Source organism: Halorubrum sodomense (assembly GCF_900111935.1).
In the GTDB taxonomy this organism is placed as follows: Archaea; Halobacteriota; Halobacteria; order Halobacteriales; family Haloferacaceae; genus Halorubrum; species Halorubrum sodomense.
Window position 1 is genome coordinate 587,065 of the sequence record NZ_FOYN01000003.1, and the last position, 26,524, is coordinate 613,588.

The following is a 26,524-nucleotide window of genomic DNA, read 5'->3' on the forward strand; positions in this document are numbered from 1 at the left end:
CCCTCGCGACCGACATCGCGTCAGTCGTCCTCCTCGGGTTCGACGGCGTCGAACCCCCAGTCGTCGATGTCGTCGCTCGATTTGTCGTCGAAACCGCCGTCGCTCGCGCCCGTGTCCCCGTCGTCGGTCTCCGTGTCTCCATCTCCGTCAGCGCCCGCGTCGTCGACGCGGTCTCTCTCCCCGTCGTCGATGGCGCTCGACTCGTCGCCGTCGGTTTCGTCGGGCGCGTCGCTCGCGACGGGGCCGCCGGCGCTGAACCCCTCGCTCACGTCCGGCGTCGCGCTCCGATCGGGCGGTCCCGCGGGCGACGAGAGGACGTCGACCCCCTCGTCGAACGATTCGTCGAAGTCGATGCCCTCGCCGGAGCCGTCGCCCGCCGGGACCGCCTCGGAAACCCCCTCGAAATCACCGTGCGCGGGACCGGGCGACGGGGCGGCCGAAGGGCCGGAGTCGGTCTCACCCGCGTCGATCGCGTCCGCTTCGGCCGCGTCCGACTCGGCGGCGTCCGCGTCGCCCGCGTCCGCGTCGATCGCGTCCGGCTCGGCGGCGTCCGCCTCCCGCGCCGTCTCGGCGAGGGCCTCGCGGTCGTCCGTCGGACGGGCTTCGACATCGGGGACGCGGTCCATCTCGAGGAGGGCGTTCGCGACGGAGTCCGGCACTTCGCCGCGGTACGTCTCGAAGAGGTCGTCGGCGGATTCGAGTATCTCCTTCGCCTCTCTTTTGCCCTCCTCGTCCGGCTTCGGACGGGGGACCAGCGCCTCCTTCTCGCGGTCGACGTTGATCAGCACCGACTCCATCTCGCGGAGGTCCTCAAGCGACCGCTCCAGTTCGTCGTTGGCCATCAGCGCCAGCACCGTCTCCGGGTCGTTGATGAACGCCTGGAACGTCGCCGCCACCTGCGCGTAGCTGTTGAACCCGCGGTCGATGAGGTACGCCAACACCACCCGACGCTTGCGGAGCTCCTCGTCGAGGATGGCCCGACTCCAGCCGCGGTCGAACATGATGTCCTCGAGGGTGTTCGAGTCGCCCATCTGGAGGAACTCGTCCGTCTCCGCCTGCCACTGGAACACGTCTTGAACGTTGATCTCGTCGTTCTCGGCGTCGTAGTGGTTGATCTCGGTGATCGACTTGTTCCGGCGCACCTTCTTCCCCTGAACGCGGGTCGACGTCTGGATGGAGACTAAATCGAGCGCCGTGAACATCGTCTTCGAGACGTTGATCGGGTCGGTGGTGAACCGCTTGAGCACCTCGCCGACCGAGTCGGCGTGGAACGTCGTGTAGGTGGTGTGGCCCGTCGACATCACCTGGAAGGCGGTCCGCCCTTCCTCGCCGCGGATCTCGCCCATCACGATGTAGTCGGGACGCTGGCGGAGCGCGGCCTCAAGCAGGTCGAACTCGTCGATGTCGCCCTTGTCGTCGTCGGAGAACGAGGGGCGCGTGACGGAGGCGATCCAGTTGCGCTGCGGGAGCTCCACCTCGCGGGTGTCCTCGATGGAAACGATCTTCGCGTTCGAGGGGATAAACAGGGAGACGGCGTTCAGGCTCGTCGTCTTCCCGGAGGCGGTGCCCCCCGCGAAGATCAGGCTCTTGTGGTTCTCGATCGAGAGCCACAGGAAGGCCATCTCGTCGAGCGAGAACGTCTTCCAGTTGATCAGGTCGATGGGGGTGAACGGGACGTCGTTGAACTGCCGGATCGTGTAGTTGGTCCCGTGGTCGGACACCTCGCGGCCGAGCGTGAGCTGGGCGCGCGAGCCGTCCGGGAGCGTGGCGTCCACCTGCGGTCTGCGCTTCGAGATCCCCTTCCCGGAGCGCTGGGCGAGCTTCACGACGAAGTCGTCGAGCTCGTCGGTGCCGTGGTGGATGTTCGTGATGATCTGCTCGTACTCCGAGTGGTAGACGAAGACGGGGGAGTTGTACCCGTCACAAGAGATGTCCTCGACGTTGATGTCGTACTTGATCGGGTCGATCCGCTCGTAGCCGATGAAGTCGCGCTTGAGGTAGTACAGCAGCTTCTCGACCTGGTGTGCGGAGAGCGTCCGGGCGTCCTCCGCGAGGACGGCCGGCTCCGGGCGGGCGCTGATCGACGGCGGGTCGGACGGCGACTCGATCGGTGGTTCGTACCCCAGCGACTCCGCGATCCGTCCCGCGATGCCCTCCGTCGGGTCGATGCCGAACCGGTCGACCAGCGTGTCCGCGAGCCCGCGATCGTCGCCGTCGTCCTCGTAGAGCCCGTAGCGGTCGAGCAGCGAGCGCGTCTCCTCGACGATCACCTCCTCGCGGAACGCCTCGTCGCCGCCCGCGATCGACTCGTCGGCGTACTTGATCGACGTGCGGAGCTTCCCGGTGAGGAACTCCGTCAGGTCCGTTTCGATCTCCGTGCGGTACGGCTGGACGGCGTAGTACTTCGCCTCGTTCTCCTTCGTCGACCGGAAGACGATGACGAACGCGTACGGCTTGTTCACCCAGTAGCGCTCCTCCTCGCGGAAGTGCGTCTTCTTCGGCATCGGCACCGCCTTCTCGAGGTCGTACCGGTTCGTCAGGGTGGTCCGACCCTCCCCGGTCGAGAAGAACGCGTCCTCGTCGACCTCGGGATTGACGTTCACGGTTCGCTCCTCGACGAGGTCGGCGAGGTCGGCCGCGGCGCCCCCGCCCGCCCCGAGCAGCTCCTCGGTCCGGTCCGGATCGAATCCGAGCGCCTCCGTCTTGTCCTCGTGGGTGAACTCGAGCGGCACCGCCTCTCCCTCCTCGTTCTCCTCGGTCGGCGGATTCCCGTCCTCGTCGAGGAAGAACTCCTCGCGGTAGTCGTCCCACGTGTAGTACCCCTTCAACACCGGGACCGAGTAGGGGTCGTACCGGGCCGCGCACCGGTCCCAGAGGACGCCGCCGACCGCGGCGGCGGCGCGGAACCGGTAGCCGATCTCGTCCGGGTCGAACCCGAGGAGTGCCGCCGGATCGAAGTCGACTCGGTCCCACTCCTCCGGGGTCGGCGCGCGCGACGGCACCGACTCGACGCCGTCCCCGAGAGCGACGACGACCCCGGAGACGCCGCCGCGACCGACCGGACCGGTGAAAACGGTGTCCGGACGGAGATCCGCGGCGTCGGCGGAATCCACGCTGTCGGCGGAATCGCCGGAATCGGCGGAATCGGCGGAATCGCCGGCGTCTCTCGGCCCGTCGTCATCGTCGGGGGCCGCCCCTGCCTCGTCGGGTTCTGCCGCCGAGGAGTCGCCCTCGACGTCGGCGCCCGCTCCGTCGTCGACTTCACTGCCGTCGGCGTCTCCGGCGGCGACGGGTGCCGGCGGCGACGCCCGTCGCTCGCCGGTCGGCACGACGGCGGCGCCGTCGAGAACGACGGCGTCGGGACCGACGACGAGCGTGCCCCGATCGGGAGTGCCGTGACCGGGAACGGCGGTCTCCCCGTCGGCCTCGAAGGGTTCGTCGACGCCGGCGGCCCGGACCACCTCGTCGACGCCGTTCGGGAGGTGGCGGGCGACCGCGTCGGCCGGAACCACCGGCACGTCCGGTACGTCGGCGTACACGCGCTCCGCGGCGTCCGCTCGGCCGTACTCCGCGAGCAGCGACCGCCAACTGTATCTGTCGGTGACGACCGGTCCGCCCTCGGTCGGTCCGTCTCTCGCGCCGAACTCCGAGGGTTCGAACGTCGGCTCGTCCGAATCGCCGGACCCCGTCTGATCTACCGGTTCCGCCTCCGCATCCGCCTCCGTCGTCACCGGGGTCTCTTCGTCCGTCGCGTCCGCTTCCTCCCTCCGCGTCTCGCCTGGTATCCCCTCTCCGTCCTCCGCCTCTGTCTCGCCTTCTGCCTCTGTCTCGCCTTCCGCCTCTGTCCCGTCTTCCGCTTCTGTCCCGCCTTCCGCTCCGTCGGAGTCCGCCGCCCTCTCCTCGGCGGACGCATCGGACGGCGAGCGCTCCCCCGCGGGTTCGGATCGGGGGGCGGAACGCTCGGCGTCCTCGTCGGTCATAGTCGTGATGACTCCTCATCCGTTGAAAAAGGTGTCTCGCAAAACACCGCGATTGATAATCGACCGGGACAGGCGGATTTTAGGTCCTCGCGCTCCGACCGGCGGCCGTGTCACGTTCCGAACGGTTCCGACGAGTTCGGCAGCTCCGACGGCCCGTAGTCAGGAAGCGGGTCCGGGCGGCGATCGCCGAGGAGCTGCTCGGAACGCCTCGGAGCCTCGCCGCGGTCTGCGGATTCACGGTCTTCATGCTCGCGGTGGGGGTCGGGTACTACGCGCCGACCGCCGGCGCGGTGCCGCGATTCCTCTGGCCGCTGTACGCGGACTCGGCGGTCGCGGTCGCGCTCGGCGGCGCCGTCCTCGCGACCCTCGTGGCGACCGTTCGGCGCGGCGGCGACGTCTCCGCGGACGCTCCCGCGTCGCTGGGACTGGCGTACCTCCACACGCTCGCGTTCGTCTGGCTGATCCAGTTCGGCGTCTGGCCGTTGGTCTCGCTCAACCTCGCGTTCGGCCGGTACGTCGCCGCGCCCGACGCCTGGATCTACTACTGGGGCGTGATCGGCACGCACCTGTTGTTCGTCGGGCTCGCGCTGCTGTTCCCCGCGTTCGGCCGCACGACGCGCGGGGCGCTCGCGGCGGCGCTGGCGCTCGGCGTCGTCAACGTCGTCGTCGACTACGGGTTCGGCTACCACCCGCCGCTGTTGTACGAGCCGGGCGCGCTGCTCGCGGGCGCGACGCTCGCCATCGCGGTCGGCTCCGTCGCGCTCGCGTCGCGCTCGTTCCGGCGGCTGGGAGAGGACACGGACTGAGAGGTTCGAACGCCCCCTGAAGCCAAATGGGTTGGCGCCGATCGACCGACATGGCCGGCGAATACGACAAGCTGGTACGAGACGAGATCCCGGGGATCATCGAGGCGGACGGGGAGCGGCCGCGGACGCACGTCGCCGACGAGGACGAGTTCGCGGATCGCCTCGCCGAGAAGTTAGCCGAGGAGACGGCGGAGTACCGGGAGAGCCGCGACCCGGAGGAACTGGCCGACGTGTTGGAGGTCGTCCACGCGCTCCGCGAACTCGACGGGCTCACGGCCGAGCAACTGGAGGAACTCCGGTCCGAGAAGGCCGAGCGACGCGGACGATTCGACGACCGGATCGTTCTCGAACGGGTTACGGAGTAACCTCCCCGAACTGGTTTCGCCGCCGACGGGCGCGACTGGCTTCGAACCTCAGTCACTCCGCTCGCAGATAGCGGGCGCGGCGGGATCCACGTGAGCGAGCGAAGCGAGCGTGGAGCCAGTCGCGCCCGTTCCCTCACTACGTTCGGTCACGGGCGCGACGGGATTCGAACCCGGTGGCGAGACTCACTTTGTTCGTCTCGCGTGGTTCGAATCCTCGGCCCGCTACTGCTCACTTCGTTCGCAGGTAGCGGGCACGGCGGGATTCGAACCCGCGATCGAGAGGTTAGGAACCTCTCGCCCTGTCCGCTAGGCCACGCGCCCAGAAGGGGTGAAGAAAACGGGACGGCGGAGATCGGTCGGCGGCGGGGCGGCTTACGCGCTGGTTTCCTTGTCGGTCTCGGTCTCGAGGTCGTCGAGGTCGTCGTCCTCGTCGTCGAGCGTCGAGTCCGCCGTCTCGCTCTCCTGCATGTCTTTCAGTTCCTCTTCGACCTGTTCGCGGCCCTTCTTGAACTCTCCCATCGCCTGGCCGGTCGACCGAGCGAGCTTCGGAATCTTGTTCGCCCCGAACAGCAGGACCAACACGAGCAGGATGATGAGGAGCTCCGGCCCCGCCGGAATGCCGCCGATCAGTGGTGTCGCAGTTACCATGTCTGTCTCGCAGTAACCCTGTGGCGATTATAGTCTTTTTGCCTCGCCGGATCGCCGCGGTCGGCGCGCGAGCCGACCGAGTCAGTCCGGTCGATCGAGGTGTGCGAAGTACCACTCACCGTCGTAGCGGACGAGCGGGGCGACGCCCTCGTCCGTCGAGAGCGCGTCGATGACGGCCGCGAACGCGTCCGAGTGCGGCGCGACCTCCGCGTACTCCGACTCGATCGTCGCGTCGAGGATCGCACGCTGGTCCGGGGTCAGGCCCTCGACGGATCGGCCGCGCGCCTCCCCGACTGCGCGGCGGAAGCCCCCCTGCGACGAGGCGACGCGGTCGGCGCGAACGGCGACGGTCGGGATCTCGGCCGACCGCTCTCCGTCGAACGCGAACCGGAGCAGTTCGCCGTCCCACTCGACCCGCTGCCCGTCGTTCCCCGGGACGAACCGCGAGCGCTCCCGTCGCTCGGCGGACGCGTACGCGAAGGTGACCTCGAACGGCGGATAATGCGGTGCGTGGACGAGCGACGCGTTCCCGATCGCGTCGCGGACGGCGTCGCGGTCGTGCTCCGGGAGGTCCGCGAAGGGGACGCTCGACGGCGGACCGAGGAGGAAGGAGTCGACGGAGTCGACGGCGACCGTGTACGCGTAGCCCGTCGCCGGGACGGAGTGGACCGTCTCGGTCCGGACGCGGTAGTACTCGGCGTCGTCGGTGACGACGTACGGCGCCGAGACGCCCGGCGCGTAGTAGCCGCTGACGGTCGCCTCACCGCCGTCGACCGCGGTCCGGACGGCCGCCCGTCCGGCGTGGTCGACGGCGTCGACAGGGGTGCTGAACTCGTTCGAGACGCCCACGGGCGACGCCTCGTCGAGCCGAAGCGCCGTCTCCTGGCGGGCGCCGTCTCCGGAGTCGTCCGCGAGACACCCGGACAGCGCCGTCAGCGAGGCGGTCGCCGCGAACAGTGCCATCCGTCGGCGGGTCGGGCGGCGTGGAGGGCCTGACATGCGCGAGCGTTCGTCGGCGGCGCACTTGATTCCCCCCAACGCCGACCGCGCCGCCGTCCGTCGTTCGGTGACGCGGTTCGGAGGATCGGGGTTCCGGCCGGGCTCCGCCGCCGAAACGGTGATACGCTCGGCCGACGACGATCCGATATGCCAGACATCGGCGACGACGCGCCCGGCTTCACCGGATCGCTCGTGGACGGCGACATCGCGCCGTTCGACCTCTCCGACCGCCTCGGCGACGAGCCGGTCGTGCTCGCCTTCTTCCCCGCCGCCTTCTCGAACACCTGTACCGACGAGATGGAGGCGCTGCGCGACGAGTTCGACCGCGACGACTGTACCCTGTTCGGCGTGAGCACCGATCTGCCACACGCGCTCGGGGCGTACCGCGCGCAGTACGACCTCCCGTTCGCCTTGGTCGGCGACCCCGACCACCGCGCGATCGAGGCGTACGACGTGATCGAGGAGTTCGAACACTACGGCGTGGAGACGGTCGCGCAGCGCGCCGTCTTCGTGATCGACGCCGACGGCGTCGTGACCTACCGCTGGCTCGCGGACGACGCCGGGCAGGAGCCGGACTACGACGCGGTCGAGGAGGCGGTCGCGGACGCGACCGCCTGAGGCGCTCGCCGGACGGATCGCCGTGGGACCGGTCGCGCTCAGGCCGGGTCGCGGAGCGCGTCGAGGGCCTCTGGGTTCTCCATCGACGAGAGGTCCCCCGGATCCTCGCCGACGTACACCGACTCGATCGCGCGCCGGATGATCTTCCCGGACTGCGTCTTGGGGAACGCGTCGACGAACAGCAGCTCGCGCGGCCGGAAGGGCTTGCCGTGTTCCTCGCCGACCAGGGCCCGCAGCTCCTCGCGAAGGTCGTCGCCCGGCTCGACGCCCGGTTCGAGGACGACGTACGCGACGACCGCGGTCCCGGTGGTGTCGTCGGGGACGCCGACCGCGGCCGCCTGGTTGACGGCGTCGTGGTCGATGAGGACGCCCTCGATCTCCGCCGGCCCGACCTTCCGGCCCGCGACGTTGAGGGCGTCGTCGGCGCGGCCGTGGAGGAACCAGAAGCCGTCCTCGTCCTTCTGCGCGAAGTCGCCGTGGTCCCACAGGTCGTCCCACGTCGACCAGTACTCGTCGAGGTAGCGCTCGTCGCCCGACCAGAGCGACTTCGTCATCGACGGGCAGGAGTCGCGCGCGACGAGGTAGCCGCGCTCGCCCGACTCCGTCACCGACTCGCCCGTCTCGTCGACGATGTCGACGTCCATCCCGAGCCCGGGGCCGCCGAGCGTACAGGGCTTCAGCGGCTGGTTCGGCATCGGCATCAGGAAGCAGCCGCAGATCTCCGTCCCGCCGGAGATGTTGATGATCGGGCAGTCGCCGCCGCCGACCGCGTCGTAGAACCAGCGCCACGACTCGGGGTCCCACGGCTCGCCCGTCGAGCCGAGGATCCGGAGCGAGGAGAGGTCGTGGTCTTCGACCCACTCATCTCCTTGCTTGCGGAGCGCGCGGATCGCGGTCGGGGAGATGCCGAACTGCGTGATTCCGTGCCGGTCGATCAGCTCCCAGAAGCGGTCCGGCTCGGGGTGGTCCGGCGCGCCCTCGTACATCACCACCGTCCCGCCGAACGCGTGGTTGCCGATCAGCGTCCACGGACCCATCATCCAGCCGATGTCGGAGACCCAGAAGAACCGGTCGGCGGGCTTCTGGTCGAAGCCGAAGTGGATCTCCTTCGCGCACTGCGTGAGGACGCCCGCGTGGGTGTGGACGATCCCCTTGGGCTCGCCGGTGGTCCCCGAGGAGTACAGCAGCATGGACTCCTGGTCGCTCGGCAGGTGTTTGGTCTCGTAGTCGGCCGGCTGCGAGCCGACCGCCTCGTCCCACGTCCGGTCGCGATCGCCGTCCCAGGGGACGGGGTCTGCGTCGGCGCCGTCGCTCGGGTCGGCCTCGCCGCCGCCGTCGTCGCCGCCCCCGGCGGGCGTCGCCCCGAGCCGGTCGTACACGACCACCTCCTCGACGTGGCCGGCGTCCGCGATCGCCTCGTCCGCGGTCGCCTTCAGCCGGACCTCGTCCCCCCGGCGGTAGAAGCCGTCGCCGGTGAAGAGTACCGAGGGCTCCGCGTCGTCGATCCGCGTCGCGGTCGCCTCGCGGCCGAACCCGGAGAAGATCGGCACCGCGATCGCGCCGACCTTCAGGCAGCCGTAGAGGATCGCGACGACCTCCGGCACCATCGGCATGTACAGCCCGACCGTGTCGCCGGTCTCGATCCCGGCCTCCGTCAGGTAGTTGGCGACGCGATCTGTCTGTCGTCGGAGCTCGTGGAAGGTGACCTCGCGGACGTCGCCCGGTTCGCCCTCCCAGATCAGCGCGACCCGGTTCCGGTTCGGCGAGTCGACGGCTGCGTGGCGGTCGACGACGTTGTGCGCGACGTTGATCTCGCCGCCCGGGTACCAGTCGGAGAACTGCGGGCCGTCGGCGTCGTCACCGGACTGCGTCCGGTTGCCCGCGGAGCGTCGCTCCGCGCTGTCCCGGACCGCCTCGTAGTCCGTGTAAAACTCGATGTCGAGGTAGTCGACGATCTCGTCCCAGAACCAGTCGACGCCGGACGCGGGCTCGCCGTCGACCGTCGATGTGGTGCGCTCGATCAGTTCCTCGTAGTCGTCGATCCCGTACTCGCGCATGAACGCGGCGACGTTCGTCGACTCGGCGAACGCCTCGCTCGGTTCGTGTACGACCTCGTCTATCCCCTCGTACTCGTCCATCTCGGCCGGTGATTTTCGCGGCGACAGTAAGTAATTTTCCTGAGAGACCTACCGGGGGTCGACGCACTCGCCCGCGACCGCGACGGTCTCGGCGTCGACCGTCACCCGCCCGTCGTACAACGCGCAGGTGCCCGCGTCCCACGCGAGCCGTCCCTCCCAGTCGGCGCCCGTCACCGCGACCTCGTGGCGCCCCGTCGCGCCGACGGTGACCTCGAACGCCCGGGCGACGCCGGCGTCGACGCGGTCGGACGTCTCCTCGTACGTCGTTCCGTCGTCGCCCGTGACGGTCACCTCCACGTCGACGGGGGCGTCGCCGTCGTTGCGGACCGTCAGGTCGAGGCGGCTCGGGTCGGGGTCGGAGCCGAGACAGCCGGCGGCCGCGACGGCGACCGTTCCGGCGCTCGCGGTGAGGAGCGTGCGTCGTTTCATGCCGGTCGCTCGTCGCGTCGGAACTTCAACCCCGCACACGCGACTCGCGGTCGTCGACGCCGTCGAGGATCGGGCCGTCGGGGACGGCTACGCCGAGTCGTCCGTCTCGGCGGCCTCGTCTCCGTCCGGGGCGGCGTGGACCGACTCGGGGACGATGTCGACGGAGGCGACCTCGTCGTCGGGTTCGAGGTTCATCACGATGACACCCTTCGTGTTGCGGCTCACCGTGGATATCTCCTCGACGCGGGTCCGCATGATCTGGCCGTCGGCGCTCATCGCGACGAGGTGGTCGCCGTGGGTGACCGCCTCGATGGCGACGGCCTCGCCGTTGCGGTCGCCGGTCTTGATGTCGACGAGCCCCTTCCCGTTCCGCGACTGCGGGCGGTACTCGTCGAGGTCCGAGCGCTTCCCGTAGCCGTTCTCGGTGACCGTGAGCACCCAGTTGTGGTACGCGTCGTCGATGGCGGCGACGCCGGCGACGGCGTCGTCCTCGCGGAGGTCGATCCCGATCACGCCGCGGGCCGTGCGACCCATCGCGCGGGCGTCCGACTCGTCGAAGCGGATCGCCATCCCGTGCCGGCTGCCGATGACGATGTCGCGGTCGCCGTCGGTCACTTCCACGTCGACGAGCTCGTCGCCGTCCTCCAGCCGGATCGCGCGGATCCCGGTCGACCGGATGTTGCCGAACTCGTCGACCGCGGTCCGCTTGACGTAGCCGTCGCGGGTGACCATGGTGAGGAACTCGTCGTCGTCGAGGTCATCGGTGTTGACCACCGACTCGATCTCCTCGCCGTCGTCGAGGTCGAGGAGGTTGACCGCGGACTTCCCGCGCGCCGTGCGTGACATCTCCGGGATCTCGTAGGTCTTCAGCTCGTAGATCTGCCCGTGGTTCGTGAACACGAGGAGGTAGTCGTGGGAGTTGGCCGCGAACACGGAGGAGACGCGGTCGCCCTCCTTGAGTCCGGTGCCGATGATCCCCTTGCCGCCGCGGTTCTGCGCGCGGAACTCGTCGAGCGGCATCCGCTTGATGTAGTCGTCCTCGCTCATCACGACGACGCACTCCTCCTCGGGGATGAGGTCCTCGTGGGTCACGTCCCCGACGTCCTCGATGAAGCTCGTGCGGCGCTCGTCGTCGTACTCCGCTTTGATCTCTCGGAGCTCGTCGACGATCACCTGGTCGAGCTCGTCGGGGTCAGAGAGGATGGTCTCCAGCCGCTCGATCCGCGCGTTCACCTCCTCGTACTCCTCCTCGATCTCGGCCGTCTCCATCGAGGTGAGCGAGCCGAGCTGCATCCGGACGATGTGGGCCGCCTGCGCCTCGGTGAAGTCGAACGTCGACTCCAGCGCGGCCTTCGCGGCGTCGCGGTCGTCGGAGTCCTGGATCGTCTCGACGACGCTGTCGACGTTGTCGAGCGCCTTCAGGCGCCCTTCGAGGATGTGCGCTCGGTCCTCGCGCTCCGCGAGCTCGTGCTCGGAGCGCCGCCGGACCACTTCGCGGCGGTGGTCGACGTAGTGTTCGAGCGTCTGCTTGAGGTCTAACACCTGCGGCGAGCCGTCGACTAAGGCGAGGTTGATGACGCCGAACGTCCGCTCGAGGTGGCTCTCGAGCAGCTGGTTCTTGACGACCTCGGCCATCGCGTCGCGCTTGAGCTCGACGACGATCCGGATCCCGTCGCGGTCGGACTCGTCGCGGAGGTCGCGGATCCCCTCGATCGCGCCCTCGTTGACGTCCTCCGCGATCCGCTCGACGAGCCGCGACTTGTTCTGCTGGAAGGGGAGTTCCGAGATGACGATCCGGCCCTCCTCCTCCATCACTTCGAACTCGGCGCGGACGCGAACCCGTCCGCGACCCGTCTTGTACGCCTTGTGGACCGCGTTCCGGCCGACGATGTTCGCGCCGGTCGGGAAGTCCGGCCCCTTGACGTGTTCCATCAGGTCTTCGACGGTCGCGTCCGGGGTCTGAATGAGCTCGACGGTGGCGTCTATCACCTCGCCGAGGTTGTGCGGCGGGACGTTCGTCGACATCCCGACGGCGATGCCCGACGAACCGTTGACGAGCAGGTTGGGGAACGCCGCGGGCAACACCTCCGGCTCCTCCAGGCGATCGTCGTAGTTCGCCTGGAAGTCGACGGTGTCGCGCTCGATGTCGGCCATGAGCTCCTCCGCGATGGGGGCCATCCGGGCCTCCGTGTACCGCATCGCGGCCGGCGGGTCGCCGTCGACGGAACCGAAGTTCCCCTGCCCGTCGACGAGCGGGTAGCGCATCGAGAAGTCCTGCGCCATCCGCGCGAGCGTGTCGTAGATGGCGCTGTCGCCGTGCGGGTGGTAGTCACCCATCGTCTCGCCGACGACTGACGAGGACTTGCGGTGCGCGGAGTTGCTCGTCACGCCCGCCTCGTTCATCGCGAAGAGGATGCGGCGGTGGACGGGTTTGAGCCCGTCTCGCACGTCCGGGAGCGCGCGGCCCGCGATGACCGACATCGCGTAGTCGATGTACGACTGCTCCATCTCGTCCTCGATGCGGGCGTTCGTCACCTGCGCGGCGCGCACGTCGCCCGGGTCGGCGTCCGGCGTCTCCGAGCTCATATGTCCACCCACTCCGCGTCGGTCGCGTGCTCCTTGATGAACTGTTTCCGCGGCTCGACCGCGTCACCCATCAGCACGTTGAACATCCGGTCGGCGGCGGCCGCGTCGTCGATGTTGATCCGCTTGAGGCGGCGGTTCTCCGGGTCCATCGTGGTGTCCCACAGCTGCTCGGGGTTCATCTCGCCGAGGCCCTTGAACCGCTGGACCTGGGTGGGGTTACCGTCGCACTCCTCCTCGACGATGCGGTCGCGTTCTTCCTCGGTCATCGCGTCGTACGTCTCGCCGCGGTAGCGGACGCGATAGAGGGGCGGCTGGGCCGCGTACACGTAGCCGGCCTCCAAGAGGGGCTTCATGTGGCGGTAGAGGAGCGTGAGAAGGAGCGTTCTGATGTGGGCTCCGTCGACATCCGCATCCGTCATGAGAATTATTTTATTATATCTGACATCTTCGATGTCGAATTCTTCTCCGATCCCCGCACCGATCGCGGTGATCAGCGCGCGGATCTCGTCGTTCTCCAAGATGCGGTCGAGGCGGTGTTTCTCGACGTTGAGGATCTTCCCCTTCAGCGGGAGGATCGCCTGGTTCTCGCGGTTGCGGCCCTGTTTTGCCGAGCCGCCCGCGGAGTCGCCCTCGACGACGAACAGCTCCGCCTCGGTGGGGTCGCGGGTCTGGCAGTCCGCCAGCTTGCCGGGGAGCGCGGTCGACTCCAGCGCCGACTTCCGGCGGGTGAGCTCCTCGGCCTTCTTCGCGGCCTTCCGCGCTCTGGCGGCCTCGGCGGCCTTATGGACGACCTTCTCGGCGGTGTCCGGATTCTCCTCGAAGAAGGTGCCGAGCTTCTCGTGGGTGGCGGACTCGACCACGCCGCGGACCTCGCTGTTGCCGAGCTTCGTCTTCGTCTGCCCCTCGAACTGCGGGTCGGGGTGTTTCACCGAGACGACCGCCGTGAGCCCCTCGCGGACGTCCTCGCCCTTGAGGTTGGCGTCGAGGTCGTCGACGAGTCCGTGCTCGTTGGCGTAGTCGTTGACCGTCCGGGTGAGGGCGGTCTTGAACCCGGTGAGGTGGGTGCCGCCCTCCCGGGTGTTGATGTTGTTCGCGAACGCGTGGACGGAGCCCTGGAGCTCCTCGGTCGCCTGCATCGCGACCTCGACGTGGACGCCGTCGGTCTCGTCCTCGAAGTAGATGACCTCCTCGTGGATCGGCGAGCGCGTCTCGTTGAGGTACGCGACGAACTCCCGGATGCCGCCGTCGTACTTGAACGTCTCCTCGGTGTCGTCGCGGTCGTCGACGAGGCGGATCTCGACGCCGGAGTTGAGGAACGCCAGCTCGCGGAGCCGGTTCGCGAGCGTCGAGGTCTGGAACTCGGTCGTCTCGAATATCTCCTCGTCGGGCCAGAAACGGATCTCCGTCCCGGTCGACTCGTCCGGTCCCATATCGCGGACGCGCTCGAATCCGTCCTCGGCCGGTTCGCCCCGTGCGAACTCGTGACGGAAGACGCCGCCGTCGCGTCTGACCTCGACCTCCAGCCGCTCGGAGAGCGCGTTGACGACGCTGACGCCGACGCCGTGGAGGCCGCCGGAGACCTGGTACGACTTGGAGTCGAACTTCCCGCCGGCGTGGAGGACGGTCAGGATGACCTCCAGCGCGGGCCGGTCGTACTCCTCGTGGGTGTCGACCGGAATTCCCCGCCCGTCGTCGCTGACGGAGACGGAACCGTCGTCGCGGATCCGCACCTCGATCTCCTCGCAGTGGCCCGCGAGGGCCTCGTCGATGGAGTTGTCGACGACCTCGTAGACGAGGTGGTGGAGCCCTCGACCGTCCGTGGACCCGATGTACATCGCCGGTCGCTTACGGACGGCCTGTAGGCCTTCGAGGACCTGTATTTGGCCGGCTCCGTATTCGCTCTGCTCTGACATAGGAACTTACCGTCGCTAATCGCCGTCGGGTTATAAAGCCGGCGCACGCGCGCGGGCGTGAGAGAGACGCCAGCGACGCAGATTCGCCACGCGGTCCGGCCCCGGTCCGGACCACGACGGCGGTGTGACGGCACGTCCCACAGCTACAAACCGACGCCGCGCGTATCGCCCTCCGATGCTACCGATCGCGGACTCCTTCGAACACGTTCACCGCGGCTGCGAGATCCGGTACGGTCGAGGCCGGATCGCCGACCTCGGCGGCTGGCTCGGCGACCGCGGCCTCGACGACGCGCTCGTCGTCTGCGGTTCGAACACGGGCGCGAACGACGCGCTGATGGACCCGGTTCGAGAGGGCCTCGGCGACCGGCTCGCCGGCGTCTTCGACGGGACCTCCCCCGACAAGCGGATCGAGACCGCGTACGACCTGCTCGACGCGAGAGCCGAGGTCGGCGCGGACGTCCTCGTCGCGGTCGGCGGCGGCGCCAGCCTCGACATCGCGCGGCAGGCGACGCTGCTCGCGGCCGACGGCCGCGACCTCGGCGAGCTCCGCGCCGACGCGGAGGACGGGCCGGACGCGCTCGGCGACCTCGCCCCCGGGAGCGACCCGGCGCTCCCGTCCGTCGTCGTGCCGACGACGTTCGCGGGCGCGGACGTCTCCACCGGCGGGTCGCTGGAGGTCTTCTCGGCCGACGAGTCCCCGACCGGCCAGCCGGTGAACGTCAGCGGGAGCGGCGCGTGGCCGCTCGCGGACGTGGCGGACCCGGCGCTGTTCGAGACGACGCCGACCTCGGTGCTGGCCGGATCGGCGATGAACGGCTTCGACAAGGGGATCGAGACGCCCTACGCCCGCGACGCCGACCCGATGAGCGACGCGGCCGCTGTCCACGGGCTCCGGCTCCTCTCCGACGCGCTCCCGCGCGTGGCCGGCGACCGGCCGGGCGGCGAGGCGGCGACAGACCGCGCGGTCGTGGGGGCGTTGCTGGTCCAGCTCGACCGGAAGATATCGGTGATCCACGCGTTCGGCCACGGGTTCGCCCGGCGCTACGACGTTCAGCAGGGCGCGATCCACGCGGTCGTCGCGCCCCACGCGCTGGCGTACCTCTTCGACGAGGTCGACGCGAGCCGCCGGGCGCTCGCGGCCGGCCTCGGTGTCCGGACCGACGGCCGCGACGACGACGCGATCGCCGAGGACGTCGTCGAGGCGGTCGCGGAGGTCCGCGACGCGCTCGACGTGCCGAGCCGGCTCCGGGACCTCCCCGAGACCGACGAGGCCGACCTGCCGGCGGTCGCCGAGTTCGTCGCCGAGGACCCGCCGATGGAGCGCGCGCCGGCCGACCTCGACGCGACCCCGGAGGGGATCCTCGGCGTGTTGCGCGCGGCTTGGTAGGCGCCGATCCGGCGGGCGACACCGCCCGCGCGCCGCCCTACGACTCGGCGGCGTACGTCTCCAGCGCGGTCAGCGTCTCGCCGTCCGAATCGAACGCGTCGACGAACGCGAACAGCTCCTCGCCGTCGGCGTCGAGCAGTCGGCCGCGGACCGCCACGCCGGGACCGGACGGGTAGACGCGGTCGACGACGTGCGTGGTGTCGGTGTTCGGCCGCTCGTCGCGCATGAACGCGACGAAGCGGTCGCGTCCCTCGAACGTTCGGTCGGGGCGTCGCTGAACGAAATCCGGGTCGAGCAGCGATCGCAGCCGATCGTACTCGCCCGCGTCGAGCGCGTCGTAGTAGGCCCGGGCGAGGGCGGTGGGGTCGGAATCCGCGAGCGGCGCCGCTTCCTCCTCTCCGCCCTCACGCCGCGAGGGCATCGAACTCCTCGGCGGAGGTCCGGGTCCCCTTCGAGATGATCACGTCGCCGCCCCGGAGCGTGGTGTCGATGTCGGGCCCGACCAGCCACTCGTCGTCCGAGCGCCGGATCGCGAGGACGCTCGTCGAGATGTCGGTCGCGGGCACGCCGTCGACGACCGCGGTCCCGTCGAGGTCGCTCCCCGCGGCGACCTCGGTGCGGGTGATGATCTCGTCGGACTCCTGGACCGCCATCTCCACGACCGGGTGGACGTCGAGGTCGCGGCGGACCCCCTCGGTGATCGCGAGCGCGGCGTCGGAGATCTCCTCGGTCGCGACGCCGAGGTGGATGAGTCCGCGCAGCGACACCGGGTCGTCGGCCTCGGCCGCCGCCCGGAGCGTCCACGCCTCGAAGCGCGACTGGAGCGCGTCGACCTCGATCTCCAGGTTGCTCACTTCCTCGGCCAGCTCCTCGTTGTCGAAGAGGACCGAGCCGTACGCCAGGTCGACGGCGAGCTCCGAGAGGTTCTTCATCAACACGATCGAGTCGACCGCGCGTTCGAGGTCGTCGATCGCGGGCTCGGGCGACGGCGCCGGCTCGAACGGCTCGCCGCTCAGTTCGGGGTACACGTCGGCCACGCCCCCTTCGGGCCCGCGCAACAGCGTCACGTCGCCCGCCTCCAGCCGGGTCCCCGGTCCGGGGTTGAGGATCCAGTCCTCGTCGCGGCGGACCGCGATGACGCGGACGCCAGTCTTCGATTCGAGGTCGATCGCCTTCAGCGTCCGACCGGCGTACGCGGACTCGTCCGCGACCGTCCCCCGGACGAGCGTCTCGACGCCCTCGGAGAGCGCGCTCCGCATCGCGCTCGGGATCCCGATCTCCTCGGTGACGATCTTGGCGATGTCGCCCGCGGCGTCCGCGACCTTCTCCGCGGCGGCGATCACGCCGAGGACGGGGGCGAGCGTCTCCGCCTCGCCGGGGTTCCGCGCCGCGAGCATCAGACTCATCCGGGCGCGCATCTGGAGCGCGTCCATCCGGTGTTCCAGCTCGACGACCTCGTGGGCGATCGTCGGGCTCCCGTGGAGGACCGCCGAGTACGACAGGTCGATCAGCAGCTCCGCCGTGTCCTTCATCTCGACGAGCAGGTCCTTGACGCTCGTCGGCTCGTAGCGGACCGTGCGCCCGTCGAAGCGTCCCATGTGACTCCGTCTCCGGCACCGAGTAAAAGGCTTGTTGCGGGGACGACGCGCGGGCGAGCGGGGTTTGTTGCGAGAACGGCTCGCGGGCGAGCGGGCCGAGTCAGAGCGCGTCGCCCGCGACGTAGCCGGGGTCGCTCCCCGACGCTTCCGGGTCGCCGTCGACGGGCGCCGCGAGGCCGACGAGCGCGAGCCAGCCGAGCAGCCGAGACGCGCGCTCACGCCACGCGGTCTCCCAGTCGGGGTTCCGAGCTCTGTCGTGACGGGGGACCGCGTCGCGAGTGGCCGCGAAGAGGTCGGCGGCGGTCAGGGGGTCGCCGGGCGAGGCCTCGTCGAGCGCCGCGAGCGCCTCCGGGACGAACAGGACCCCTTCCTCGAGTCCCGCGCGGACGCGCTCCCGGGTCGGCTCGGCGTCGGCCCGGACGAACCCCCGGGAGGTCTCCTCGACGAGGCCGAGCGCGCGCAGGAACGCGAGCCAGTCGTTGGCGGTCCGGCGGTCGGGGAGGTCACAGCGCCGACGGAGTCGAGCGCAACAGTCGTCTGTGTCGCCGGGGACGAGCGGGACCGCGCGCTGGTACTCGCGGAGCGCGTCGAGGTCCGACGGCGGTTCGGGGACTGGTTTGAGTCGCACGGGATTCGGGGCGTAGCCGGTGGAGTGAGAGGTCGAGCGGTCGGCTCAGCGGTAGCCGAACGACTCCGCGAGCAGTTCCTCGTTCGTCTCGCCTACCGTGTAGACGGGGCCGTCGACGACGTCGACGGTGACTTGCGCCGGGGCGAACACGCTCTCGGGCACGTCGTAGAAGTCCCAGTCGGCGTCCTCGAACACCTCGACGAAGGGGGTCCCGTACTCCTCGTCCGCGGTCGAGACTATCTCGTCGAAGCGGTCGTCGTCGCGGGCGACCTGAAGGTGGACCTCGCCGCCGTACGCCAGCGCGTCGTTCGTCCGCCCCATCGCCTCGGCCTCGTCTCGGGTCGCGGGCGCGAGCGGTGCGGACCCGGAGGCGTGGAGCACGTCGGTGGGCTCGTAGCCGACCTCCAGCAGGCGGAAGACGGCGAGTTCGGCGGCGCGGGCCGCGGTGGTGACGGAGCCGGCGGTCGAGCCGGTGGCGAACGTCGGGAGGAACACGCCGTCGGCGTCGACCTCGGCCATCTCCGCGACCTGCTCGGCCACCGCCTCGTCGGGCAGCGTCGTCGACTCGACGGCCAGCGTGGCGAACTCGGAGGAGTCGTAGTAGCCGACGCGCTCGAACTCGGTTTCGCGGCCGACGAGCGCGCGGGCCGGCCCGGAGCCGAGCCCCTCGAAGCCGCCCTCGGTCGTCAGCTCCCAGCCGGCCTTCTGCGAGCAGAGTAACGCGATCGCGGGGTGGTCGGTCGACAGCTCGACGTGCTGGCGCGGCGCGCCGGCGAGCTCGCCCATCCGGGTCTGGAGGTTCGCCAGCCCGGCCGTCTGGATCTCCGCGAGCAGCAGGCCAGCTTCGACCCCGCCGGCCGCGTCGACCCCGAAGTCGACGACGGTGGCGCCGTTGTCCAGCTCGTAGCCGACGACGTCCAGCTCGCCGGCGAAGTCGAGCGCCTCGTCGACCAGCTCGATCGCGGTCCGGTTGATGCTCTCCATGTCCGGGCCTACTCGCTCCCCGTTTAAGGGGTTTGGCTGTTCGGCTCAGGGACGCTCGGGAATCAGCCGAACCCGATCAGTCACGGGAGACGCGGTGGCGCGTGCCTGCGAGCGGCCGCCCTCGACGGCGGCGACCGGGGCTTTGGAGGAGTTCACCGTCGACCGCCGGTCAATCAGGTATCAGCGAGCGTCCGGGGCGTTCCCGGTGTCGGACTCGATTCGTAAATCGCCCACCGCGCAGTCACCAGAAGCCGCCGTCGGAGTCGCTCGGACCGCCGGCCTCGCCCGGACCGGTCGGACCGCGCGGCCCGCTCGGCCGCGAGTTGGGGTTGATCTCGACCGGTTCCGACTCCGCTTTCGGATCGATCTCGCGCCCCTCCGCGTAGCGGACGAACGAGAGGTAGAACGGCTCGCCGCAGCCGACGCCGTCCGCGTCCGGTTCCCGGTACGGCTCGTCGCCGCCCACGTCGGTGCCGCGGACGCCGTCGTGCGGGTCCCAGTCGACGCCGTCGCTCTCCCCGCAGACGAACCGGACGCCGTCCGGCTCGACCGCGTCGCCGCCTTCGCCGCCGTCCTCACTCCCACCGCCCTCCTCGGCGTCGAACGGCTCCGTCGGCGCGACGTACGTCCATCCCTCCAGCGGGTACGGCGTCACCGACTTGTCCGCGAGGTACCCCTCGCGTTCGAGCGCGACGAGCGTCCCGCAGTGCGGACAGTAGTACGTGACCGGGTAGCTCATACCCCTCGTAGGAGATCGATCGATAAACAGCCGTCGCCGCCGCGTCAGGTATTTGATCGTCCGAGGCGACGATCCGATATCTCACCGGACACCTCTGGAGACGGCTCAGACGGATCGGACGGCCCCGCCGAACTCGTCACCCGACGACGGGTCCTCTACGGCGTCGCGGGCGGCGTCGGGCTCCTCGGCGGCGGCGGCCTCTACGTCGCGAACGCGCTCGACGGCGACTTCGGCGGGTACGAGGCGCCCGAGACGCAGCCGATGGTATCGACCCGCGGGCGCCTCGACGACGGCGATCCGACGGAGCGGTCGGGCTCGTGGGCGTTCGGCGGGGCCGACTCCGTGGTCCTGTTCGTTCACGGGCTCGGCGCGGACGCCGAGTCGGCTCGGAATCAGGCCTACACCGCGCGGCTGGGACTCGCCGCGGCGACGGGCGAGGCGGCGGCGGGCGAGGCGGCGGCGACGGACGACGGTACCACGGAGAGCGCCCGCCCCGTGGTCGGCTACTCGTGGGCGTCGAACGTCGACTGGGGGCTGGCCAAGGAGACCGCGGACGCCAACGCCGTCCCGCTGGCCGACTGGCTGGCGGCGTGGGCCGACGAGGACGGGCGACCCGTCCACCTGTTCGCGCACTCGCTGGGCGCTCGCGTAACGGGCGCCGCGCTCCGGGAACTCGCGGACCGCGGGCGGACGGACGTCCTCGCGTCGGTCTCGCTGTTCGGCGGCGCGATCCCCGACGAGAGCGCCGGCGTCGGCGGTCGGTACGGGTCCGCGATCGCGGCGCTGGACGCGCCCGTCCGCAACTTCCACAGCCGGAACGACCGCGTCCTCGGGTGGGTGTACCGCGCCTCCGACCGGACCCGCGCAGTCGGGCACGTCGGACTCCCGGACGGGGCGACCGCGCCCGACGGCTACGCCGACGTCGACGTCACCGACCTGGTCGCGGACCACTACTCGTACGTCGAGCCGGAGGAGGGATGTCTGCCGCGCGCGGTCGGCCGGCTCGGGTTCGACTAGTCAGCCGGCGCGGCGGATCGCCACGGCGCCTCGCCGCCGGTTCTCCCCCGGAACCCCTTTTACCGGCGCGGTCGACCATTCGGGCATGATCGACGAGACCGTCGCCGAGATCCGGGCGATGCGAACCCACAGCACGTCGGCGGTGGCCGTGAAGGCGACGCGGTCGCTCGCGGACCTGCTCGACCGCGAGTACGTGACCGTCGACGAGTTCGAGCGCGACCTCGAACACAACGCGGGGGTGCTGCGCCGGTCGAACCCCTCCCACGCCGCGCTCCACAACGCGATGCGCGACGTCGAGCGCTCCATCGTCGGCGAGGCGACGAGCGTCGAGGGCGCGAAACAACTGCTCGAGGACGTCATCGCCCGCGTCGTCGACGACATCGAGACGGCGAAGGGCGAGGCGGCCGCCAACGCGGCCGAACACATCGAGGACGGCGACACGCTGCTCGTCCACGACTACTCGACGACGGTGTTGGAGGCCGTCGAGAACGCGGCCCGCGACGGCGCGCACCTCACCGTCTACGTCACCGAGGCGCGCCCGCGGACCCTCGGTCGGAAGACCGCGCGCGTCCTCGCCGGCGTGTCCCGCGTCGAGACGCGGATGGTCGTCGACAGCGCGATGGGGTACGCGCTTCGCGACTGCGACCGCGTTCTGCTCGGCATCACCTGTATCACCGGCGGCACCTACTACAACCGGATCGGCACGTTCCCGCTCGTCGTCACCGCCCGCGAACTCGGCGTCCCCGTCACCGCGGTCGGCTCGGGGGCGAAGACCATCGAGGAGTTCCGCTTCGAAAACGAGTTCCGCGACGCCGTCGAGGTGATGCGCGAGCCGGTCGAGGACGTCGAGATCGAAAATCCCAGCTACGACGCCACCCCGATCGGGATGATCGACACCGTGATCACCGACGACGGCGTCCGAAACTGACGCGAAAGCCGGAACGAATCCCCCTACTCGGACGAAGCGTAGCGAACCAGCAGGAAACGAGCAGCGAACCGGCGCCGAACCGAGCCCGGACGAAAACGCTTTGTGTGTGTACCGTGTTAACAGACCTAATGAGCGTTCACACGGGTTCGACGGCGGTCTTTCAGATCCCCGATCAGGGGGTGACGGTAGCGGGATGTGCGAGCACGTGGTGCGAGCTGTGGGCGGTCGCGACCGAGCCGGGAGTCGTAACGGCGGTCGCGCTCGCCGGCGTTCTCGCCCTCCTCGCGTTCGCGTACGTCCGCGACGCCGAGGCGGCCTGCCGCCGCGAGCGACGCCGCGTCCTCGACGAGCGAGACGCGTTCGAGGCGTTCGCCGACCGGGTAGCTGAGATGGACACCGTCTCGGTCGCGACCGAGCCGGGTCCCACCGGCGTGCCCGCCGGCGCCCTCCGCGGCCTCGGCTCGGCCCGAAACGGGAGCCCTCCGGGCGGCGGCCCGGGCGGGGGCCGGGACGCGACGCTCCGGCGGGTGATGGCCGCGTACGAGGACACCGTGCTGTCGCTGCCGCACTACCGGACCGAGTACGACGAGACGGCCGCGGAGAGTCTCGCGGCCGAACTCGGCCCGGACACGGCGACCGCGCTGGCGACCGACGGCGGGCTGTCGAGCGGCGCGCAGTCCGCGCTCGTCGACCGGAGTCGGCGCGCCGTCGACGCGCGAGACCGACTGGCCGACGCCATCGAGGAGGAGACCGACGAACTGGCCGACCGGGAGACGACGCTGTCGTCGATCGACCGCCGTCGCGGGCGGCTGATCGACCACCTGGACGGAGTCCGATCCGACAGCGAGATCGACGCGGCGATCGACGTCTGGAACCGACTGACGGAGCTCGAAGGCGAGTGCGACGAGCTCGCGGCCGACCGGCAGCGGTCGCTCGACGAGCCGCCGATGACCCCGCGTTTCGACGCCGATCCCGACCGAACGTTCTACGAGTACCTCTACGGTCCCACCGACGGCCCACGCTACCCGGTGTTAGCGCAGATCGCGGAGCTCGCCGACCGGATCCGCGCGGACAAAGACGGGGTCGAGGCGCGGATCGCAGACGGCCGCTAGCCCTCCCCCGACTGGAGCACGAACGGCACGTTTTCCCGATACCCCCGTCACGAGCGGTATCGCTCCTGCGCTCGCTCTCGTCGTGGCGGGCGGGCGCACCGCGGCGACGGCGCTCGGGATCCGATCGAGGGGTCGATCGGAGAGAAACTCAAAACTACCGGATTGTTTATGACGGTCGGGCGGGACTAGGCGGTATGAGTTGGCAAGCGGCGGAACGGGCGTTCACCGACGACGCCATCGCCCGAGAGACGCTCCCGCGCACCTTCGAACGCACCGCGGAGCGGCACGCGGACCGGATCGCACAGCGATACAAAGGGGGGATCCACGACCGATCGCTGGTTACCGACGGGGTCGTTCCGCAGGCGCCAGCGGGCGAGTACGCCGATCTGACGTACGCCGAGATGCGAGATGTCGTTCGGAACCTCGCCGCGGGGCTCCGTGACCTGGGCGTCGACGGCGACACGAGAGTGGCGATGTACTCGCAGACTCGCATGGAGTGGGCCCAGACCGACTTCGCGGCGCTTGCCGCCGGCGCCGTCGTGACGACGGTGTACGCCTCGTCGTCGCCGAGTCAGCTGCGGTACCTGTTGGCGGACCCGGAGGCGACCGTCGTCGTCGCGGAGGATCGGGAGATGCTCGAGGACGTGCTCGCGGTGCGCGGTGACCTCGACCACGAGCTGAACGCGATCGTGACCCTCGACGACGTCGACACCGACGGTCGCGCCGCCGAGGCCGCCGACGGCGAGGGCGCACTCGACGACGTGTACACCCTCGGCGAGGTCCACGGTCGCGGCGCCGCGGCGTTCGACGAGGCGGCCTACGAGGGGTGGATCGACGCCGCCGAGGTCGACGACCTCGCCAGCCTGATCTACACCTCCGGGACCACCGGGAAACCGAAGGGCGTCCGGCTCACCCACGCGAACTTCCGTGACAACGTCTCGCAGTGTTACCGGCGGTTCGCGGACCGACCGGACCGCGACCCGGACGTGCCGGGGATCTCCGCGGAGACGACCACCCTCTCCTTCCTCCCGCTCGCGCACGTCTTCGAGCGGATGGCCGGCCACTACATGATGTTCGCCGCGGGGGCGACGGTCGCGTACGCGGAGAGCCCCGACACGCTCCGCGAGGACTTCGGACTGGTGCGCCCGACGACGACGACGAGCGTCCCGCGCGTCTACGAGAAGCTGTACGACGCGATCCGCGAGCAGGCGGCCGAGTCGCCGGTCAGAGAACGCGTCTTCGAGTGGGCGGTCGGCGTCGGCCGCGCCCATCACGAGGCCGACGACCCCGGCACGCTGCTCGACGCCAAGCGCGCCGTCGCGGACAGACTGGTTTTCTCGTCGGTCCGGGAGGCGATCGGCGGCAACGTCGACTTCTTCATCTCCGGAGGCGGGTCGCTGTCGGCCGAGCTCTGCGCGCTGTATCACGCGATGGACCTGCCCATTCTGGAGGGGTACGGCCTGACGGAGACGTCTCCGGTCGTCAGCGTCAACCCGCCCGAGGATCCGAAGGTCGGCACCATCGGTCCGCCGGTCGTCGACACGGAGATCGCGATCGACGGCGCGGTCGTCGGCGAGGAGGTCGCGGACCTGGCCGGGGACGTCGGCGAACTGCTCGTCCGCGGTCCGCAGGTGACCGACGGCTACTGGAACCGTCCGGACGCGACCGCGGAGGCGTTCGTCGATGCGGACGATCTCCCCGACGACGCCGTGACCGCCGGCACGCCGCCCGACGAGCGCGTCGGATCCGGCGACGTCGACCCGGACGCCGAAGCCGCGGCCACTGAGCCGTGGTTCCGCACCGGCGACATCGTCCAGCTCCGCCCCGACGGCTACGTCGCCTTCCGAGAGCGCGCCAAGCAGCTGCTCGTGCTCTCGACCGGGAAGAACGTCGCCCCCGGCCCGATCGAAGACCGGTTCGCCGCCAACGAGTTCGTCGAGCAGTGCGTCGTGATCGGCGACGGCCGGAAGTTCGTCTCCGCGCTCCTCGTCCCGAACGTCGAGCGGATCGACGCGTGGGCCGACGCCAACGGGATCGACCTCCCGGCGGAGCGGGCGGCGATCTGCCGCGACGACCGCGTCCGCGAGCGGATTCAGGCGGAGGTCGACCGCGTGAACGAGGCGTTCGAGCCCTACGAGCAGATCAAGCAGTTCCGGCTCGTCGAGGAGGAGTTCAGCGAGGAGAACGACCTGCTCACGCCGACGATGAAAAAGAAACGGCGCAACATCTTAGACCGGTTCGGGGACGAGGTCGAGATGATCTACGAGGAGTGACCCGACCGGTCGGCCGTCACTCGGTCAGACCCGTCAGTCGTCGCCCGGTACCCGACCCGCGTCGTCGGCCCCGGCGGCCTCGGCCGGCGTCCCGTCGACCGGCTCTCCGAACGCGTAGACGGTGTTGTGGCCGGTCACCGCCACTTCCAGGAAGTCCCCCACGTCGACCCCGCGCTCCGTCGCGTTCTGGACGATGATCTGTCGGTACGCGCCGTCGCGGCACTTCACGGAGTCACCGGTTCCCTCCTCGACGACGAGGACCTCGAACCGATCGTCGACCATCGACCCGTACGCCTCGCCGACGACCTCCATCTTCAGCTCGGACATCGCCTTCGAGCGCTCCTTCTTGACGGTCCCGCCGAGCCCCTTCATGTCGGCGGCGTCGGTGCCCGGGCGCTTCGAGAAGCGGGTGACGTTGATCTTCTCGGGGCGGACCTCCGCGAGGAGCTCCATCGACAGCTCGTGGTCGACCTCGTCCTCGGTGGGGAAGCCGACGATGAAGTCGGTCGAGAGCGTCCAGTGGTCGAGCCGGTCGTCGAACGTCTCGACGACCTCGCGGAACTTCTCGACCCGGTGCTGCCGGCGCATGTCCGCGAGCACGTCGTCGGAGCCGGATTGGACGGGAGCGTGAACGAAGTCGTACAGCTCTTCGTTCTCGGCGAACACGTCGGCCAGCTCCTCGTGGATCCCGTGGATGCCGCCGGGGTTCGCCATCCCCAACCGGACCCGGAACTCGCCGTCGATGTCGCAGATCCGGTCGAGGAGCTCCGGGAGCTTTCGGTCGCCGTCGTCCCAGCCGTAGACCCCGGTGTCCTGGCCGGTGACCCGGATCTCCTTCGCGCCGGCGTGGACGAGCGCCCGGGCCTTCTCGACGTTCTCCTCGATCGGCGGGGAGTCGACCCGGCCGGTGGCGAACTTGGTGATACAGTACGAGCAGTTGCTCATACAGCCGCGCGCGATCGGGAGGATCCCGACGACGCCGTCTAACACCGGTTCGGCGTCGGGGGTGACCGTCGGGCACTCGCCGTTGAGCACGTAAGCGGGGACCTCGTCCCAGTGGAGGATCTCGGCGTCGACGTCGGCCCCTTCGAACAGGTCGCCCTGCGCGAGCGCCATACAGCCGGTGACGACGAGTTCGGCGGTCGTCTCCGACAGCTCCTCGGCGCGACGGAGCATGTTCCGCTCCGTCTTTTCGACGACGGTACAGGTATTGAGGATGGCGACGTCCGCGTCGTCCGGGCCGTCGGCCGGGCGGTGTCCCCCGTCGCGGAGGGCGCGCTCGATCTCCCGGCTCTCGCCCCGGTTCGAGCTACAGCCGTAGGTTTCGATGTGGTACGTCGCCATCGGAGTGCCTCCACTACCGGTCCCGGGGGCAA

At 70.0% G+C, this 26,524-nt stretch carries 21 protein-coding genes and 1 tRNA gene; 8 read left to right on the top strand and 14 right to left on the bottom strand.

The window, feature by feature from the left end; genetic code table 11:
* Positions 1-20: 20 nt before the first annotated feature.
* Entirely contained in the window at positions 21-3,980 is a 3,960-nt protein-coding gene (locus BM286_RS12315) for an ATPase, T2SS/T4P/T4SS family (protein ID WP_092922719.1), read from the bottom strand.
* Positions 3,981-4,087: 107 nt separating this feature from the next.
* On the opposite strand from BM286_RS12315, the gene BM286_RS12320 reads away from it, so the two are divergent.
* Positions 4,088-4,786 (top strand): DUF1405 domain-containing protein, encoded by a 699-nt coding sequence (locus tag BM286_RS12320; RefSeq protein ID WP_092922722.1) that lies wholly within the window; start codon positions 4,088-4,090, stop codon positions 4,784-4,786.
* A 50-nt stretch (positions 4,787-4,836) separates the two neighbouring features.
* Entirely contained in the window at positions 4,837-5,151 is a 315-nt protein-coding gene (locus tag BM286_RS12325; protein ID WP_092922725.1) for a nucleoside triphosphate pyrophosphohydrolase, read from the top strand.
* A gap of 248 nt (positions 5,152-5,399) precedes the next feature.
* On the opposite strand, the gene BM286_RS12330 is transcribed toward BM286_RS12325, so the two are convergent.
* The 3 genes from BM286_RS12330 to BM286_RS12340 all read right to left on the bottom strand — a co-directional run bounded on the left by BM286_RS12330 (position 5,400) and on the right by BM286_RS12340 (position 6,762).
* A tRNA-Arg gene (locus BM286_RS12330) sits at positions 5,400-5,472 on the bottom strand.
* A 51-nt stretch (positions 5,473-5,523) separates the two neighbouring features.
* The gene (locus BM286_RS12335) at positions 5,524-5,799 is read right to left on the bottom strand and encodes a Sec-independent protein translocase subunit TatA/TatB (protein ID WP_092922728.1); all 276 of its coding nucleotides are present in this window, start codon (positions 5,797-5,799) and stop codon (positions 5,524-5,526) included.
* An 81-nt stretch (positions 5,800-5,880) separates the two neighbouring features.
* Positions 5,881-6,762: a hypothetical protein gene (locus BM286_RS12340; protein WP_241989406.1), complete on the bottom strand. Its 882-nt coding sequence runs from the start codon at positions 6,760-6,762 to the stop codon at positions 5,881-5,883.
* Positions 6,763-6,945: 183 nt separating this feature from the next.
* Here BM286_RS12340 and BM286_RS12345 point away from each other — a divergent pair, with 183 nt between their 5' ends.
* A complete protein-coding gene (locus BM286_RS12345) occupies positions 6,946-7,416 on the top strand; it encodes a redoxin domain-containing protein (protein WP_092922734.1) in 471 nt (156 codons plus the stop codon).
* Positions 7,417-7,454: 38 nt separating this feature from the next.
* On the opposite strand, the gene BM286_RS12350 is transcribed toward BM286_RS12345, so the two are convergent.
* From BM286_RS12350 to gyrB, 4 genes are all read right to left on the bottom strand, one after another.
* The gene (locus BM286_RS12350) at positions 7,455-9,554 is read right to left on the bottom strand and encodes an AMP-binding protein (protein ID WP_092922737.1); all 2,100 of its coding nucleotides are present in this window, start codon (positions 9,552-9,554) and stop codon (positions 7,455-7,457) included.
* 48 nt (positions 9,555-9,602) lie between these two features.
* A complete protein-coding gene (locus BM286_RS12355) occupies positions 9,603-9,983 on the bottom strand; it encodes a hypothetical protein (RefSeq protein ID WP_092922740.1) in 381 nt (126 codons plus the stop codon).
* A gap of 87 nt (positions 9,984-10,070) precedes the next feature.
* The gene (gene gyrA, locus BM286_RS12360; RefSeq protein WP_092922743.1) at positions 10,071-12,569 is read right to left on the bottom strand and encodes a DNA gyrase subunit A; all 2,499 of its coding nucleotides are present in this window, start codon (positions 12,567-12,569) and stop codon (positions 10,071-10,073) included.
* Entirely contained in the window at positions 12,566-14,482 is a 1,917-nt protein-coding gene (gyrB, locus tag BM286_RS12365) for a DNA topoisomerase (ATP-hydrolyzing) subunit B (protein WP_092922746.1), read from the bottom strand. The genes gyrA and gyrB overlap by 4 nt, the downstream gene beginning before the upstream one ends.
* A 175-nt stretch (positions 14,483-14,657) precedes the next feature.
* Between gyrB and BM286_RS12370 the strand changes: the two genes are divergently transcribed.
* Positions 14,658-15,869 carry an iron-containing alcohol dehydrogenase family protein gene (locus tag BM286_RS12370; RefSeq protein WP_092922749.1) on the top strand — a complete coding sequence of 404 codons (1,212 nt, stop codon included), beginning with the start codon at positions 14,658-14,660 and terminating at the stop codon, positions 15,867-15,869.
* 37 nt (positions 15,870-15,906) lie between these two features.
* Here BM286_RS12370 and BM286_RS12375 read toward each other — a convergent pair whose 3' ends face one another.
* From BM286_RS12375 to BM286_RS12395, 5 genes are all read right to left on the bottom strand, one after another.
* The gene (locus BM286_RS12375; protein ID WP_092922752.1) at positions 15,907-16,290 is read right to left on the bottom strand and encodes a nuclear transport factor 2 family protein; all 384 of its coding nucleotides are present in this window, start codon (positions 16,288-16,290) and stop codon (positions 15,907-15,909) included.
* Complete coding sequence (locus tag BM286_RS12380) at positions 16,274-17,467, bottom strand: potassium channel family protein (protein ID WP_092922754.1); 1,194 nt, start codon at positions 17,465-17,467, stop codon at positions 16,274-16,276. Before BM286_RS12380 ends, BM286_RS12375 begins: the two co-directional genes overlap by 17 nt.
* 100 nt (positions 17,468-17,567) lie before the next feature.
* Entirely contained in the window at positions 17,568-18,095 is a 528-nt protein-coding gene (locus tag BM286_RS12385) for a hypothetical protein (RefSeq protein ID WP_092922757.1), read from the bottom strand.
* Positions 18,096-18,140: 45 nt separating this feature from the next.
* A complete protein-coding gene (gene mch, locus BM286_RS12390) occupies positions 18,141-19,079 on the bottom strand; it encodes a methenyltetrahydromethanopterin cyclohydrolase (RefSeq protein WP_092922760.1) in 939 nt (312 codons plus the stop codon).
* 241 nt (positions 19,080-19,320) lie between these two features.
* Complete coding sequence (locus BM286_RS12395; protein WP_092922763.1) at positions 19,321-19,818, bottom strand: hypothetical protein; 498 nt, start codon at positions 19,816-19,818, stop codon at positions 19,321-19,323.
* Positions 19,819-20,079: 261 nt separating this feature from the next.
* Here BM286_RS12395 and BM286_RS12400 point away from each other — a divergent pair, with 261 nt between their 5' ends.
* From BM286_RS12400 to BM286_RS12415, 4 genes are all read left to right on the top strand, one after another.
* Positions 20,080-20,835: a DUF726 domain-containing protein gene (locus BM286_RS12400; protein WP_092922766.1), complete on the top strand. Its 756-nt coding sequence runs from the start codon at positions 20,080-20,082 to the stop codon at positions 20,833-20,835.
* 85 nt (positions 20,836-20,920) lie between these two features.
* Positions 20,921-21,763 (top strand): translation initiation factor eIF-2B, encoded by an 843-nt coding sequence (locus BM286_RS12405; protein ID WP_092922769.1) that lies wholly within the window; start codon positions 20,921-20,923, stop codon positions 21,761-21,763.
* A 128-nt stretch (positions 21,764-21,891) separates the two neighbouring features.
* The gene (locus tag BM286_RS12410; RefSeq protein ID WP_092922772.1) at positions 21,892-22,875 is read left to right on the top strand and encodes a DUF7260 family protein; all 984 of its coding nucleotides are present in this window, start codon (positions 21,892-21,894) and stop codon (positions 22,873-22,875) included.
* 194 nt (positions 22,876-23,069) lie between these two features.
* Positions 23,070-25,148, top strand: a complete 2,079-nt coding sequence (locus tag BM286_RS12415) for an AMP-dependent synthetase/ligase (protein WP_092922775.1) — start codon at positions 23,070-23,072, stop codon at positions 25,146-25,148.
* Between the two features lie 33 nt (positions 25,149-25,181).
* Here BM286_RS12415 and BM286_RS12420 read toward each other — a convergent pair whose 3' ends face one another.
* Positions 25,182-26,492, bottom strand: a complete 1,311-nt coding sequence (locus BM286_RS12420) for a tRNA (N(6)-L-threonylcarbamoyladenosine(37)-C(2))-methylthiotransferase (protein ID WP_092922778.1) — start codon at positions 26,490-26,492, stop codon at positions 25,182-25,184.
* Positions 26,493-26,524 lie beyond the last annotated feature (32 nt).